The organism is Pseudomonas beijingensis, from assembly GCF_030687295.1.
GTDB classification, from domain to species: Bacteria; Pseudomonadota; Gammaproteobacteria; order Pseudomonadales; family Pseudomonadaceae; genus Aquipseudomonas; species Aquipseudomonas beijingensis.
This window is the reverse complement of sequence record NZ_CP117425.1, coordinates 543,766-558,025: the sequence shown is the minus strand read 5'-3', so window position 1 is coordinate 558,025 and position 14,260 is coordinate 543,766. Positions and strand designations below refer to the sequence as shown.

15 protein-coding genes are annotated in these 14,260 nt (G+C 59.7%); 5 read left to right on the top strand and 10 right to left on the bottom strand.

Annotated features, from left to right (window positions below):
* Nucleotides 1-63: 63 nt before the first annotated feature.
* From ruvC to PSH84_RS02515, 6 genes are all read right to left on the bottom strand, one after another.
* A complete protein-coding gene (gene ruvC / locus PSH84_RS02540) occupies nt 64-588 on the bottom strand; it encodes a crossover junction endodeoxyribonuclease RuvC (protein WP_305482250.1) in 525 nt (174 codons plus the stop codon).
* 162 nt (nt 589-750) lie between these two features.
* Complete coding sequence (locus tag PSH84_RS02535; RefSeq protein ID WP_018614256.1) at nt 751-1,497, bottom strand: YebC/PmpR family DNA-binding transcriptional regulator; 747 nt, start codon at nt 1,495-1,497, stop codon at nt 751-753.
* Between the two features lie 120 nt (nt 1,498-1,617).
* Nucleotides 1,618-3,393: an aspartate--tRNA ligase gene (gene aspS / locus PSH84_RS02530; RefSeq protein WP_122569386.1), complete on the bottom strand. Its 1,776-nt coding sequence runs from the start codon at nt 3,391-3,393 to the stop codon at nt 1,618-1,620.
* Nucleotides 3,394-3,468: 75 nt separating this feature from the next.
* Nucleotides 3,469-3,690 carry an FmdB family zinc ribbon protein gene (locus PSH84_RS02525; RefSeq protein WP_003178589.1) on the bottom strand — a complete coding sequence of 74 codons (222 nt, stop codon included), beginning with the start codon at nt 3,688-3,690 and terminating at the stop codon, nt 3,469-3,471.
* A gap of 259 nt (nt 3,691-3,949) precedes the next feature.
* Entirely contained in the window at nt 3,950-4,291 is a 342-nt protein-coding gene (locus PSH84_RS02520; protein WP_305468238.1) for a ribbon-helix-helix domain-containing protein, read from the bottom strand.
* 206 nt (nt 4,292-4,497) lie between these two features.
* Nucleotides 4,498-4,968, bottom strand: coding sequence for a Dps family protein (locus PSH84_RS02515; RefSeq protein WP_122569388.1), 471 nt, complete (start codon nt 4,966-4,968; stop codon nt 4,498-4,500).
* Nucleotides 4,969-5,368: 400 nt separating this feature from the next.
* Here PSH84_RS02515 and PSH84_RS02510 point away from each other — a divergent pair, with 400 nt between their 5' ends.
* Nucleotides 5,369-5,974: a cold-shock protein gene (locus PSH84_RS02510; protein WP_122569389.1), complete on the top strand. Its 606-nt coding sequence runs from the start codon at nt 5,369-5,371 to the stop codon at nt 5,972-5,974.
* Between the two features lie 77 nt (nt 5,975-6,051).
* Here PSH84_RS02510 and PSH84_RS02505 read toward each other — a convergent pair whose 3' ends face one another.
* Complete coding sequence (locus PSH84_RS02505; RefSeq protein WP_025215235.1) at nt 6,052-6,258, bottom strand: SlyX family protein; 207 nt, start codon at nt 6,256-6,258, stop codon at nt 6,052-6,054.
* 3 nt (nt 6,259-6,261) lie between these two features.
* Entirely contained in the window at nt 6,262-6,687 is a 426-nt protein-coding gene (locus PSH84_RS02500) for an HIT domain-containing protein (protein ID WP_122569390.1), read from the bottom strand.
* An 886-nt stretch (nt 6,688-7,573) separates the two neighbouring features.
* Here PSH84_RS02500 and PSH84_RS02495 point away from each other — a divergent pair.
* Nucleotides 7,574-8,830 carry an OprD family porin gene (locus PSH84_RS02495; RefSeq protein ID WP_305468241.1) on the top strand — a complete coding sequence of 419 codons (1,257 nt, stop codon included), beginning with the start codon at nt 7,574-7,576 and terminating at the stop codon, nt 8,828-8,830.
* 165 nt (nt 8,831-8,995) lie between these two features.
* Here the strand turns inward: PSH84_RS02495 and PSH84_RS02490 are convergent, their stop codons facing one another.
* Together PSH84_RS02490 and PSH84_RS02485 are read right to left on the bottom strand one after the other, a co-directional pair.
* Nucleotides 8,996-9,838 (bottom strand): mechanosensitive ion channel family protein, encoded by an 843-nt coding sequence (locus PSH84_RS02490; RefSeq protein ID WP_305468243.1) that lies wholly within the window; start codon nt 9,836-9,838, stop codon nt 8,996-8,998.
* A 145-nt stretch (nt 9,839-9,983) separates the two neighbouring features.
* A complete protein-coding gene (locus PSH84_RS02485) occupies nt 9,984-10,469 on the bottom strand; it encodes a YajQ family cyclic di-GMP-binding protein (RefSeq protein WP_003205057.1) in 486 nt (161 codons plus the stop codon).
* A gap of 142 nt (nt 10,470-10,611) precedes the next feature.
* Between PSH84_RS02485 and PSH84_RS02480 the strand changes: the two genes are divergently transcribed.
* The 3 genes from PSH84_RS02480 to PSH84_RS02470 are packed head-to-tail and all read left to right on the top strand — an operon-like array spanning nt 10,612 to nt 14,197.
* Nucleotides 10,612-11,529 (top strand): putative 2-dehydropantoate 2-reductase, encoded by a 918-nt coding sequence (locus PSH84_RS02480; protein ID WP_305468244.1) that lies wholly within the window; start codon nt 10,612-10,614, stop codon nt 11,527-11,529.
* A gap of 47 nt (nt 11,530-11,576) precedes the next feature.
* A complete protein-coding gene (locus PSH84_RS02475; protein ID WP_122569394.1) occupies nt 11,577-13,613 on the top strand; it encodes an ATP-binding protein in 2,037 nt (678 codons plus the stop codon).
* Between the two features lie 2 nt (nt 13,614-13,615).
* The gene (locus tag PSH84_RS02470; RefSeq protein ID WP_122569395.1) at nt 13,616-14,197 is read left to right on the top strand and encodes a cob(I)yrinic acid a,c-diamide adenosyltransferase; all 582 of its coding nucleotides are present in this window, start codon (nt 13,616-13,618) and stop codon (nt 14,195-14,197) included.
* Nucleotides 14,198-14,260 lie beyond the last annotated feature (63 nt).

Genomic DNA, 14,260 nt, shown 5'->3' with positions numbered 1-14,260 from the left:
GGGCATGAAGGCCGACGACACAGGCGCAACTTACTCGGGTTCATGAATGAAGCGCTGATGCTATCAGAGACGCAGGCGCCCGCCACGACTGCGTGCAGTCCCCAGACCATGAGGCAACAGGCTGGAACGGGTATGGGCATGGCAAATAGCGATGGCCAGGGCGTCGGAGGCGTCGATTTGCGGCTTGCTGACCAGTTTCAACAGGTGCATCACCATCATTTGCACCTGCTCCTTGTTCGCCGCCCCGGTGCCGACGACTGCCTGCTTGACCTGGGTCGCGGTGTACTCGGCGATCTCCAGGTTTTCCTCGGCGCCCGCCACAATGGCCGCGCCCCGGGCCTGCCCCAGCTTCAGGGCCGAATCGGCGTTGCGCGCCATGAAGACCCGTTCAATGCCCCTGGTCACCGGGCCGTAGGTCTGGATGACTTCGCGCACGCCGCGATAAACGATCTGCAAGCGCTCATGCAGCTCACCGGCACCGGTGCGGATGCAACCAGAGGCGACGTATACACAGCCGCGCCCGGTATCGCGAACCACGCCGTAGCCGGTGATGCGCGAACCAGGGTCGATACCAAGGATTAAAGTCATAACGCCTGCGGTTTAAGGGGAGTTATTCAGACCCGTGGGAGCGAGCTTGCTCGCGATGGCGTCGGATCAGCAAGCAAAGCATTGACTGAAGTACCGCTATCGCGAGCAAGCTCACTCCCACATTTTGGTCATTCGCAATCGTCAATATTTGAACAAGCCTTCTCAGCCAAGCTGTTCAGCCACCGACTCCGGAATATCGGCGTTGGAATAAACGTTCTGCACGTCATCCAGGTCTTCCAGCATGTCGATCAGCTTGAGCACCTTCTCGGCGCCTTCCAGATCCAGTTCGGCGCTGGTGGTCGGCTGCATGACGATTTCCGCGTCGGCGGGCTTGAAACCGGCCGCCTCCAGGGCGTTGCGCACGGCATAGAAGCTGGCGAACGAGGTGAACACGTCGAACGACCCGTCTTCATGGCTGACCACGTCATCGGCGTCGGCCTCCAGGGCCGCTTCCGTCAGGGCATCTTCATCGAGGCCCGGGGCGAAGCTGATTTGCCCCTTGCGCTCGAACAGATAGGCCACCGAGCCGTCGGTGCCGAGGTTGCCACCGCATTTGCTGAACGCGTGACGCACGGCGGCAGCGGTACGGTTGCGGTTGTCGGTCATGCATTCGACCATCACCGCCACGCCGCCCGGGCCATAACCTTCGTAGGTCAGCTCTTCAACGTTGTCGGCCTCGGTCGCACCCGCGCCACGGGCGATGGCCCGGTCGATGATGTCGCGGCTCATGTTGGCACCCAAAGCCTTGTCCAGGGCCAGGCGCAGGCGCGGGTTGGAACCCGGATCGCCGCCGCCCTGGCGGGCCGCGACCGTCAGCTCACGGATCCACTTGGTGAAGATCTTGCCTCTCTTGGCATCCTGACGTTCTTTGCGGTGCTTGATGTTCGCCCACTTGGAATGACCTGCCATAACTCGCTCCGTTTCTCTTTGGAACATTGCCCGCCCCGCGCGTGCGCAGTGGCCGGCAATCAGAAATATCGACCCCAATGAAAAGGCGCATCCGAAGATGCGCCCTCTCAGGTGCCAGCCTTACTCAGCCTTTGGCTGTTCACGCAGACGGATGTGCAACTCGCGCAGCGCCTTGGCGTCCACTACGCCCGGCGCCTGGGTCATGACATCGGCCGCGCTCTGGGTTTTCGGGAACGCGATCACTTCACGGATCGACTGGGCGCCGGTCATCAGCATCACCAGGCGGTCCAGGCCGAAGGCCAGGCCACCGTGGGGCGGTGCACCGTACTTCAGCGCATCGAGCAGGAAGCCGAATTTCTCTTCCTGCTCCGCTTCGTTGATGCCCAGCAGACGGAACACCGCCTGTTGCATTTCCTTGCGATGGATACGGATCGAACCGCCACCCAGCTCGGTGCCGTTCAGGACCATGTCGTAGGCGCGCGACAGGGCGGTGGCCGGGTTGGCCTCCAATTCTTCAGGCGAGCACTTCGGCGCGGTGAACGGGTGGTGCAGCGCAGAGAAGCTGCCGTCGTCGTTTTCTTCGAACATCGGGAAGTCGACGACCCACATCGGCGCCCACTCGCAGGTCAGCAGCTTCAGGTCGTGGCCCAGCTTGATGCGCAGCGCGCCCAGGGCTTCGCTGACGATCTTGGCCTTGTCGGCGCCGAAGAACACGATGTCGCCGTCAACCGCACCCACGCGATCGAGGATCACGTTGAGATTGGCTTCAGGGATGTTTTTCACGATCGGCGATTGCAGGCCGTCGACACCGGCGGCGCGCTCGTTGACCTTGATGTACGCCAGGCCCTTGGCACCGTAGATGCCGACGAACTTGGTGTAGTCGTCGATCTGCTTGCGCGGCATGCTGGCGCCGCCTGGAACACGCAGGGCCGCGATACGGCATTTCGGATCGTTGGCCGGGCCGCTGAACACTTTGAAATCGACTTCCTTGAGCTGGTCGGCCACGTCAACCAGTTCCAACGGGTTACGCAGGTCCGGCTTGTCGGAACCGTAGCGGCGCATGGCCTCTTCGAAGGTCATGTGCGGGAACTCGCCGAATTCCAGGCCCAGCACTTCCTTGAACAGGTTGCGGATCATGCCTTCGGTCAGGCCCATGATGTCTTTTTCGTCGAGGAAACTGGTCTCGATGTCGATCTGAGTGAACTCAGGCTGACGGTCGGCACGCAGGTCTTCGTCGCGGAAGCACTTGGCGATCTGGTAGTAGCGATCGAACCCGGCCACCATCAGCAGTTGCTTGAACAGCTGTGGCGATTGCGGCAGGGCGAAGAAGCTGCCGGGGTGGGTACGGCTCGGCACCAGGTAGTCGCGGGCGCCTTCCGGCGTGGCGCGGGTCAGGATCGGCGTCTCGACGTCGAGGAAGCCGTTCTCGTCCAGGTAGCGACGGATGCTGGTGGTCATGCGCGAACGCAGGCGCAGCTTCTCGGCCATTTCCGGGCGACGCAGGTCGATGAAGCGGTAGCGCAGGCGGGTTTCCTCGCCCACGTCGGAGTATTCGTTGAGTGGGAACGGCGGGGTTTCCGACTCGTTGAGCACTTCCAGCTCGTAGCCCAGCACTTCGATCATGCCCGACGCCATGTTGGCGTTACCGGCGCCGGCCGGGCGCAGGCGTACCTTGCCGGTGATCTTGACGACGTATTCACTGCGCACGCGGTCGGCAGTGGCGAAGGTTTCAGCGCGGTCCGGATCGAACACCACCTGGGCCAGGCCTTCACGATCACGGATATCGAGGAAAATCACCCCGCCATGGTCACGGCGACGATGGACCCATCCGCAAAGAGTAACTTCCTGACCTTCCAGGCTTTCGTTCAGTTGGCCGCAATAATGGCTGCGCATCATGGTAGTGGTTTCACTTCTCGTAATTCGTCATTCGGTTGGAGGCCCTGCCCGTGCAAGAACTCGCGCGTATTCAACTCAATCAGCTTTGTCGCCACCGGCCAGGTTTTTCTTGGCGCCGGTCTTGAAGTCGGTTTCATACCAGCCCGTGCCGCCGAGGCGGAAACCAGGCATGGACAGCATCTTTTTCAGTTCCGGCGCCTGGCAGGCAGGGCAGTCGACCAGCGGTGCCGCGCTGATCTTTTGAATGGCTTCCATCTGATGACCACAGGAAGCACATTGATAGTCGTACATCGGCATGGGGTTGTCTCGGCGATCAGGTTACTCGCGCAAAGGCGGGGCTTTGCGGCAAAGAGCGGGATTATATCCATTAAATGCAGCCTGTGCAGCCGTAAGACCGCACAGTCATTGCCGACTATGTTGTTCATTCAAGGCTTGTGTGACTCATTGTGGCGAGGGAGCTTGCTCCCGCTTGAGTGCGAAGCGCTCACAAAGAGGGCTGCTACGCAGCCCAGCGGGAGCAAGCTCCCTCGCCACGGAATTTGCAGTCATTGATGGGCTAGACGCCACAATGATCCATCCCGGCGTCCTTCAAACTGTGCACCACGCAGACCACGCGCACCAACCCGCTGAAATTGCGCACCCCGCCATGGCGCAGGTGCACTTCCCTGTCCACATGGGACAGCAACGTGCTGATGGAGCAGCGGTTGAGCTCAGCCATGTCACCGAGGATCTCCCAATAGACCTGCTCCAGCCGCAAACAGGTGGCGAACCCGTTCAGACGAATGGAACGGGCCAGGGGCCGGGCCAGTTGCATATCGAACCCCCGGATGAACGGGTCGACGCTGATGGGCTGAAAACGCCCCCGTCCCCCTTCCCCGGGTTCTTTTCCTTGAATCATACCGTTGACACTCCTTTGCCATACGAGCCTCTGGGTTGGAACAACCCATCTGTGGCTCTATGGAAGCTCAACGGCATCGCCAGTTCCAGACGACTTTATGACCATGGACGTAGGACAAGCCAACAGCAGGCCGGCGACGAATTACGCCGTCCTACACGGCCCGTGCAGGCAATGCGCCCCACGCCACGTCATCACCTACTCGATTATTAGCCTTCGAGCAGCGCGCGCAGCATCCACGCGGTCTTTTCGTGAACCTGCATGCGCTGGGTCAGCAGGTCGGCCGTGGGCTCGTCGCTGACCTTGTCCAATAAAGGAAAGATGCCACGGGCCGTACGCGTCACCGCTTCCTGGCCCTCGACCAGTTGCCGGATCATGTCCTCGGCAGCAGGCACGCCTTCCTCTTCTTTAATAGAAGACAGGCGCGCATACACCGAGTAGGCACCCGGGGCCGGGAAGCCAAGGGCGCGGATTCGTTCGGCAATCAGGTCCACCGCCAGGGCCAGCTCGTTGTATTGCTCCTCGAACATCAGGTGCAGGGTCCGAAACATCGGCCCTGTGACATTCCAGTGGAAATTGTGGGTCTTGAGATACAGCACGTAGGTGTCCGACAGCAGGCGCGAGAGCCCGTCGACGATGGACTTGCGGTCTTCCTCACTGATACCGATATCAATTGCCATGGGGTTGATCTCCTGAGGTGATGAATTCGACAACGGCCCTACCCACTCTAGTGGTTCTGGCCGCCTGCGGCCTGCGACAGATCGCCAGCCCTCCAGAACCAGAACGACAAGCCAGGACAGCCGACGGTTCCGACGCCCAGGGAAATTCAACGCCGCTTGCCTGGCGCGTTCAAGCAGCCGCGGGGCTTTTCTGGCCGACGAACAGCGCGGTGCGCGCCCGTAACGGGTTTGAGAAGGCCCGAGCTTTGCTGTTAAATAGGCAGTGTGTCGCTACGCTTATTTTCCCGGGCGTAACGCATAGGCTGATTCGGATACGTGTCCAACGCCTCTCATTGTTTCGAAGCGAACCGTGCCCGACCCGCTCTTCCTTGTGATCTGTCTTAACCGTGAGCCAATCAAAATGTTGAAAATCGTCCACTTGCTAATGGGCGCAGCTGCCCTGCTGCTGTCCTTCATCCCTAGCCTGGGTTCCGAAGCCACACCTTACCTGCAACACCCCGATGCACTGTACCTGGCCTTTTTCGGCCTGCTCAACCTGACCCTTGCCCCCGTCATCCCTTACTGGAACAAAGGTCCACGTCATCAACTGCAAAACCTTGTCAGCGTCATGCTGGTGCTGGCCGTTGCCTTGCAAACCCTGGCCCTGCTGGCGCCCATGCCGGAAATCGGCGGTCAACCGGCCATTCTGTTCAGCCTCGGCGCGGCACTGCTCGCCGTGGCACTGCACCTGGCCGTCAGCTTCTACAAGAAGTCGTCGCCGGCCGCCGCTGCGCAGAACTACGACATGTCCAACCGCGATACCGGCACGGTGAAGTGGTTCAACACGTCCAAAGGGTTCGGCTTCATCTCCCGCGACTCCGGCGATGACATTTTCGTGCATTTCCGGGCCATTCGTGGCGAAGGCCATCGCGTCCTGGTGGAAGGCCAGCGCGTGGAATTCTCCGTGATGAACCGCGACAAGGGCCTGCAGGCCGAAGATGTGATCGCCGCGCTGCCGCGCCGCTGATCCAAGCGTAAAAAAACCGCGATGCAGCCTGGCTGCTCGCGGTTTTTTATTGCCCGGCAAACGGGAATCGGGGCACGTCAGTAGTGAGGGGGCGGCGCCTCTTCTTCAAATGTTTCGAATTGCCCGGCCATTTCTTCCTGGCGCTTGAGCAACGCCGCCATCTGCAGCTGCAAGCGCTCGACAACCCGCTGCTGCGCCACCAGCACATCATTCAATGCCTGGATGGTGTCATCCTGAAACGCCAGGCGGCTTTCCAGATCGGTTACGCGTTCTTCAAGGTTCATGGTTCAGCCCTCCAGAAACTTGAAATCATCGGCCAGGGCCATTCGCAACCGTTCGCGAATGGCCGCGACCTGCCCTGCATTATAAGGCTGGGCCGGGTGCTTGCCCCAGACCGGCGCCGGCCAGGCCGCATCATCACGCTTGCGCACGATGACATGCATGTGCAGTTGACTGACGACATTACCCAAGGTTGCAACGTTCATCTTGTCGGCATCGAACGAATCCTTGAGGGTTTCGGCCAGCGCCGTGGTTTCTTTCCACAGCTGCAATTGATCAATGTCATCCAACTGAAACAATTCGCTGATATTTTCTCGCCGCGGCACGAGGATGAACCACGGGTAGTTGGCGTCGTTGGACAAGAGCAACCGGCACAACGGGAAATCGCCGATGGGCAATGTGTCTTGTTGCAGTCGTGGATCTAAGGCAAACACCGCGCGTACTCCTCGTTATCGATTCTGCCCGGCTCAGCGACCCGCAGGCCTGCATCGGACACAGATGCGCAGCATACTCGCGAACGCCGGATCGATCACTGCGTAGCGTTTCGACACCGTTTCTTCGAACGACTTTTCAATACCCCGGCATCAACCCGTGCAAGCTGACGCACCAACACAGCGCAGGCGGCACGACGAGCTCCTGGCAGGGCCGTACCAGGGCCCAGGCAAGACCTTGGAGCTGTAAGATTTTCGTACAACCTGAAAATTTTTTTGCACCAAAACAGCACAGTGCGTCTACGCTCAGTGCACAAAGCATCCGTGATTTACTCACTGGGTAGGGTGAACCGGTAACGTTTTTGGTTGTCTCGCCACGTTTTTCGATGTCCAACACGAGACCCACACACGAGTCAACCCTATTTAAAACAAGGCCTTTGGGGCCCGGTTTCATGAGGTTTCACCGCGTCAACCGGTCAAATGTGAAAAAAATGTAAACGAAATTCGGGTTTGAGCATGCTTGTTGCATTCATACCCGCACTGTCCAAGGGCCTCGCCGGAAGCGAGAACCTGCCGACATACAAATTAAAGTGGCAAGGCTGCCCACAGGAGCTTCAAGCGCGGTAATGACGGACTCTTTACACCGATGCCGGAAAAGAAAAAACAACATTAAAGTTGTGAATACGGTTGCGTCGGAACAGCTGAAATGCGACATGGATCGAGCCATTGGCGACATGGTCGTAAAGAAGCTGAAAGGTTGAATGGGCAAGTATCGCCAAAGAATGTCGACGTGATATAAGTTTGCGCCGACACAAAAAGAAAGAGCCGCCCAGATAAAAAAACAGGTGGGACGGCAGTACTCTTCTAAAAACCAAAGGAGCAAATCACGATGCGCGTGATGAAGTGGAGCATGATCGCACTGGCTGTATCGGCCAGTACCTCGCAGTTCGCAATGGCCTCTTCCCAGGAAGAATCCAAGGGTTTTCTTGAAGATCAGAGCTTGACTGTTCTGACCCGTGCGCTGTACATGAACCGTGATTTCAAGAACGAACCAAACACTCGTCAAAGTTATCGTGAAGAAGCCGGCGTTGGCGTTCGCGCTATCTACGAATCGGGCTTCACCCAAGGTACCGTTGGTGTAGGCGCTGACGCCTTCGCATTCGGCTCCGCCCGTTTCGACGGTGGCACTGGTCGCGCTGGTAACGGCCTGTTCGCTCAGGACAGTGATGGCAACCTAGAAGAAACACAATCGAAGATTGGCGGCGCGGTTAAGTTCCGTCTGTCCGACACAGTTCTGAAATACGGCAACCAGTTCACTACCAGCCCGGTTTTCTCTACTGACGACAGCCGTCTGCTGCCAGAAGTTGCCACCGGTACCCTGATTACCAGCAAAGAAATCAAAGGCCTGGAGCTGACCGCAGGTCGTTTCAACGCCGTCAGCTCGCAAACTGGCATGGGCGATGACGGCCTTGGCCTGAAGTCTGCCGACATTGCCGGTGCAACCTACCAGTTCACCGACAATTTCGTTGCTGGCGTAGCAGCTTCCGATGTTGAAGATCACTACAAAAAGAAATACCTGAACCTGAACTACACCCTGCCGATCAACGAAGATCAGTCCCTGAACTTCGACTTCAACGGTTATGACAGCCAAGACCAAGGCCAGAAGCTCAGCGGCGACGTTGACAACCGTATCTGGTCCCTTGCAGCTGCCTATGCCATCGGTGCCCACAAGTTCACCCTGGCTCACCAGCGCTCCACCGGTGACACCGGCTACGTGTATGGCGTTGACGGCGGCGGCACCATTTTCCTCGCCAACTCCATCCAGTACTCCGACTTCAACGGTCAGGACGAGCGTTCCTGGCAGGCGCGCTACGACCTGAACATGAAAACTTACGGCGTTCCTGGCCTGAGCTTCATGACTCGTTACGTTACCGGTGACAACATCGAGACTGGCGGCGCAGAAGGCAAAGAGCACGAGTGGGACTTCGAAACCAAGTACGTTCTGCAAAGCGGTCCAGCCAAAGACCTGTCGTTCCGTGTTCGTAGCGCTTTCTACCGCACCAACACCTCTTACACCACCGCAAGTGGCAACCGAGACAACAACGACTTCCGTCTGATCGTCGAATACCCACTGAGCATCTTGTAATTCAGTGCTAGTTCGATAGCTTCACCCGCTACAAACAAAAACCGCTCACCTGATTCAGGTGAGCGGTTTTTTTATGCCCATTACAACGCCCGCTTTAACACAACTTATTAAATAGCAAGCTAACTAAATATAACCTGACCCCAGCGCCAAGTTACATTCAAATAGTTATTGCGCCGCCCCTTCCTGAACGACCCGAATCACTCGCTGTGGAAACGGAATATCAATGCCCGCGTCCTTCAAACGATCCCGCGCCAGTTCATTGAGCATGAACATCACACTCCAATAATCCGCGGTCTTGACCCAAATACGCAGCGACACGGTGATGGAACTGTCGCCCAAGGTGGAAATCACCGCTTCAGGCGCCGGATCCGCCAGCACGCGTTCGTCCTTGGCCAGCTCCAGCAACACTTCCCGGGCCTTTTGCAGGTCGGCCTGGTAATCCACGCCGACATCGAACACGACTTTGCGGGTCGGCTGGCGGTTGGTGTTGGTGATGATCCCGTTCGACAGATTGCCGTTGGGCACGATGACGGTCTTGTTGTCACCGGTGCGCAACACCGTGTGGAAGATCTGGATGCTGTCGACCGTACCGGCCACACCCTGGGCTTCGATCCAGTCACCAATGCGGAACGGACGGAACAGCAGGATCAGCACGCCACCGGCGAAGTTCGCCAGGCTGCCTTGCAAGGCCAAGCCAATCGCCAGGCCGGCAGCACCGATGGCGGCGACGAAGGAAGTGGTTTCCACACCGATCATCGAAGCGACGCTGACGATCAGCAATATCTTCAGAATGATGTTGGCCAGGGTACTGATAAACCCTTGCAGGGCCAGGTCGGCATTACGCAAGGCCAGCAAAGCACCCAGCTTGCGCGTCACTTTGTTGATCAACCACCAGCCGACGGCCAGGGTGATAACGGCCAGCAGCACGCGGCTGCCGTATTCCATGATCATGGGGACCCAGGTCTGGGAAACCTTGACCAGGTTGTCCACTTCAGCGTTCAAATCCATCGTTCTCTCCTATTCCTGTTGCACGCGGCATCTTGTGGCGAGGGAGCTTGCCCCCGCTGGGCTGCGTAGCGGCCCTTTGATGGGGGCTGCGCCCCCAAGCGGGAGCAAGCTCCCTCGCCACAGTGTTTCCCTATAACTGAAGGGATCAGTCGCGGAAGTTATTGAACTGCAGGGGCATGCCGAATTCCTTGCCGCGCAACGCCGCAATGGCTTCCTGCAAGTCGTCACGTTTCTTGCCGGTGACCCGCACCTGCTCGCCCTGGATGGCGGCTTGTACCTTGAGCTTGGCGTCCTTGATATGGGCGACGATCTTCTTCGCCAGCTCCTTGTCGATGCCTTCCTTGAGCACGGCTTCCTGTTTCATCAGCTTGCCCGAGGCATAGGCGTCCTTGACCTCAAGGCACTGCACGTCGATCTTGCGCTTGACCAGCGCCAGCTTGAGGATCTCGATCATCGCCTCGAGCTGGAAGTCGGCCTCGGCGGTCAGGTTCACGGTCAGGTCTTTTTCCTTGAACTCGAAACTGCCCTTGCCCTTGAGGTCATAACGACGGTCGAGTTCCTTGACGGCGTTTTCAACCGCGTTGGTGACTTCGTGCTTGTCCAGTTCGGATACCACGTCGAATGACGGCATGTAGTGTTCTCCAAATAAAAAGGCGCGCCAGTATCAACGGCGCGCGCTTGGCTTGTGGTTAAAATCGGGCTCATTATAACGGCTCTTTTCCTGCCGACACTGCGAGCCCTCCGATGCCTGCGCCAATCCGAGTAAAAAACTGATGTCGACCACCTGGCATGTCCTCGGGGCCGGCAGTCTCGGCACGTTGTGGGCCACGCGCCTGGCCCGGGCCGGGTTGCCGGTGCGGCTGGTGCTGCGCAACGAAGCGCGTTTGCAGGCCTACCGCAGCGTTGGTGGCCTGACACTGGTGGAACAGGGCCAGGCGCAGTGTTACCCGGTGCCGGGCGAAACGGCGGACAGCTCGGAACCGATCAAGCGCCTGCTGCTGGCCTGCAAGGCCTACGATGCGGAAGCGGCAGTGGCGTCGGTGGCCCATCGCCTGGACGCGGAGTCGGAACTGATCCTGTTGCAGAACGGCCTCGGCAGCCAGGACGCTGTGGCCAATTGTGTGCCCCAGGCCCGTTGCATCAGCGCCTCCAGCACCGAAGGCGCGTTCCGCGACGGTGACTGGCGCGTGGTATTCGCCGGCCATGGCTACACCTGGTTGGGCGACCCGGCTCACCCGGTAGCGCCGTTCTGGCTGGACGACTTGGCCGCCGCCGGCATTCCCCACGAATGGAGCGCCGACATCCTCACCCGCCTCTGGCGCAAGCTGGCGCTCAATTGCGCAATCAATCCGTTGACGGTGCTGCATCACTGCAAGAACGGCGGCCTGCAGGAACACCACTGCGAAGTGGCGACCCTGTGCGCGGAACTCACGGATTTGCTCGAACGGTGCGGCCAGCCCGCGGCGGCCGAGGATTTGCAGCCGGAAGTCGAACGGGTGATCCAGGCCACGGCCGCCAATTACTCCTCGATGTACCAGGACGTCGCCAATCGGCGTCGCACCGAAATCAGCTACTTGCTCGATTACGCCTGCAAGGTCGCCCAGCGCCATGAGCTGAGCGTGCCGCACCTGGAACAACTGCGCCAGCGACTGATTGCCCACTTGGACAACCTCGGATTGCCCAGCGACTGAGCAGCGGCTACGCTGGCCCTCGTGTTCCTTTCTTAACGACGAGTCTGATGCCATTGCGCCAGCGCCTTGAAAACCTCCCGGTCGGCCAAAAACTGCTGGCCGCCCTGTTGGTGTTGTTGACCACTGTCCTGTTGGTGGCCAACCTGACCTTTATCAGCGCCGCCTATTACATTTCCCAGGAAAGCATGGCGCCCCAGGCCCTGCAGACCATCGGCCGGCTGGTGGCCAACCCAAGCCTGATTTCCGATGCCCTGCAATCGCCACAAAGCGCCAAACGCCTGCTCGATGAGCTCAACAGCTATGCACCGCTACGGGCAGCAGCGCTGTACGACGGCCAGGGCGAACGCCTGGCGCAACTGCAACATGCCGAAAAACTCAAGCTGCCGGACCATTACCGCAATATGCAGGCTTGGCAGGCCAGTGAATTCCGCAGCAACCAGGTCATCACCCTGCCCCGCCCCGGCACGGAGCCAGGTCACCTGCTACTGGTGGCCAGCAGCGAACTGCCAACGGCGTTCTACACCGGCACGCTGACCGCCAGCCTCGGCATCCTGATTTTCAGCGTGCTGCTGTGGCTGATCATCGCCCAGCAGATCAAACGCCTGATCACCCAGCCGATTCATCAACTCGAAGAGCTGTCCCGCCAGGTCACCCGCGAAGAGAACTATGCCCTGCGCGCCGCACGGGGCAACCACGATGAGATCGGCAGCCTGGCCGAGGCGTTCAATACCATGCTCTCGCGCATCGAAGCCCGGGAGCAGCAACTCAAGCGCGCGCGGGACGACTCCCAGGCCGCCTACGACCAGGCCCAAGGCCTGGCGGAAGAAACCCGCCATACCAATCGCAAGCTGGAGCTGGAAGTCCAGGTGCGCAGCAAGATCGAGAAAAAACTCACCGGTTTCCAGAATTACCTCAACAGCATCATCGACTCCATGCCGTCGGCGCTGATCGCCCTCGACGAACAACTCTACGTCACCCAATGGAACCAGGAAGCCAGCGCCCTCTCCGGCACGCGGCTGGACGAGGCCCTGAACCAACCGATCTTCCTCGCTTTCGAACCGCTCAAGCCGTACCTGCCCCAGCTCAAGCAGACCGTCGAGCAACATACGGTGGCCAAGATCGAACGCGTCACCTGGACCAAGGACGACGAAGCCCGGCATTACGCCCTGACGTTCTATCCACTGATGGGCGGCGCCGGGCGGGGCGTGGTGATCCGCATCGACGACATCACCCAGCGCCTGTCGCTGGAGGAAATGATGGTGCAATCGGAAAAAATGCTCTCGGTCGGCGGCCTCGCGGCAGGCATGGCCCATGAGATCAACAACCCGCTTGGGGCGATCCTGCACAACGTGCAGAACATCCGCCGACGCCTGTCACCGGAACTGCCGAAGAACCTCGAACAGGCCGAGCAATTGGGTATCGAGTTACAGGAGGTCAATCGTTACCTCCAGGGCCGGGAAATCCCGCAGTTGCTCGACGGCATCCAGCAAGCCGGTGCCCGGGCGGCGAAAATCGTCACCCACATGCTCAGTTTCAGCCGGCGCAGCACCCGGCAGATGGCGCCGTGCGACCTGCCAGCGCTGATCGACCAGGCGGTGGAAATCGCCGGGAACGACTTCGACCTGGCGATCGGGTTCGACTTCAAGGGCCAGGCGATCATCCGTCAGTTCGACCCGAACCTGGGCCCGGTACCCGGCACTGCCAACGAACTGGAACAGGTGCTGCTCAACCTGCTGAAAAATGCCGCCCAGGCGATCCACCAACGCCAGGACGACAGCGAACCCGGGCGCATCATCCTGCGCACGCGATTGAATCCGCCGTGGGCGGAAATCCAGGTCGAGGACAACGGCATCGGCATGAGCGAGAACGTGCGCAAGCGCACCTTCGAGCCCTTCTTCACCACCAAGGAGATCGGCCAGGGCACCGGCCTTGGGCTGTCGGTCTCGTATTTCATCATCACCAACAACCACAAGGGCCAGATGGAAGTGCAGTCGGCGCCGGGCCAAGGCACCTGCTTCACCTTGCGCCTGCCGCTGGCAGGCACGTCGATGGTGCCGCAGGAAAACACACAACTGGAGCGCTGAGCATGGGCTTTCGCCTGTCGAAGATTTACACCCGCACCGGCGACAAGGGTGAAACCGGGTTGGGCGATGGTCGCCGCGTGGCAAAGGATCACCCACGGGTCGAGGCCATCGGCGAAGTGGATACGCTGAACAGCCAGTTGGGCTTGTTGTTGGCCGGTCTTGCCGCTGAAATAGGTCAATACCCGGCACTGAAGGAGGTTATCGACGTGCTGACGCCCTGTCAGCATCGGTTGTTCGACCTCGGCGGTGAACTGGCGATGCCGGCCTATCAGGCGCTGAACATGGCGGAAGTCGAGCGCCTGGAAGCGGCGATTGATGTGTGGAACGAGGAACTGGGACCGCTGGAAAACTTCATCCTGCCCGGTGGCTCGACGCTGATCGCCCAAGCCCACGTCTGCCGCAGCCTGGCCCGCAGCGCCGAGCGTCGTTGCCAGCAATTGAACGCGGTGGAGCCGTTGGCCGGGCCGGGGCTGGCCTATATCAATCGGTTGTCGGACTTGTTGTTCGTCGCGGCGCGGGTCATTGCCCGGCGGCAAGGCGTGGCAGAAGTGCTGTGGGAGGCGGCGGCCAAGCCTGGAATTTGAGTGGTTTTTGAGGCCGCCATCGCGAGCAAGCTCGCTCCCACAGGGGTTCTGTGAACACCGCAG

Coding starts and splice junctions, on each gene's coding strand:
- PSH84_RS02475 (WP_122569394.1), top strand. CDS start 11,577: ATGCCATTGCGCCAGCGCCTTGAAAACCTCCCGGTCGGCCAAAAACTG.
- PSH84_RS02525 (WP_003178589.1), bottom strand. CDS start 3,690: ATGCCGATGTACGACTATCAATGTGCTTCCTGTGGTCATCAGATGGAA.
- PSH84_RS02520 (WP_305468238.1), bottom strand. CDS start 4,291: ATGATTCAAGGAAAAGAACCCGGGGAAGGGGGACGGGGGCGTTTTCAG.
- PSH84_RS02480 (WP_305468244.1), top strand. CDS start 10,612: ATGTCGACCACCTGGCATGTCCTCGGGGCCGGCAGTCTCGGCACGTTG.
- PSH84_RS02490 (WP_305468243.1), bottom strand. CDS start 9,838: ATGGATTTGAACGCTGAAGTGGACAACCTGGTCAAGGTTTCCCAGACC.
- PSH84_RS02535 (WP_018614256.1), bottom strand. CDS start 1,497: ATGGCAGGTCATTCCAAGTGGGCGAACATCAAGCACCGCAAAGAACGT.
- PSH84_RS02505 (WP_025215235.1), bottom strand. CDS start 6,258: ATGAACCTTGAAGAACGCGTAACCGATCTGGAAAGCCGCCTGGCGTTT.
- ruvC (WP_305482250.1), bottom strand. CDS start 588: ATGACTTTAATCCTTGGTATCGACCCTGGTTCGCGCATCACCGGCTAC.
- aspS (WP_122569386.1), bottom strand. CDS start 3,393: ATGATGCGCAGCCATTATTGCGGCCAACTGAACGAAAGCCTGGAAGGT.
- PSH84_RS02485 (WP_003205057.1), bottom strand. CDS start 10,469: ATGCCGTCATTCGACGTGGTATCCGAACTGGACAAGCACGAAGTCACC.
- PSH84_RS02510 (WP_122569389.1), top strand. CDS start 5,369: ATGTTGAAAATCGTCCACTTGCTAATGGGCGCAGCTGCCCTGCTGCTG.
- PSH84_RS02470 (WP_122569395.1), top strand. CDS start 13,616: ATGGGCTTTCGCCTGTCGAAGATTTACACCCGCACCGGCGACAAGGGT.
- PSH84_RS02515 (WP_122569388.1), bottom strand. CDS start 4,968: ATGGCAATTGATATCGGTATCAGTGAGGAAGACCGCAAGTCCATCGTC.
- PSH84_RS02495 (WP_305468241.1), top strand. CDS start 7,574: ATGCGCGTGATGAAGTGGAGCATGATCGCACTGGCTGTATCGGCCAGT.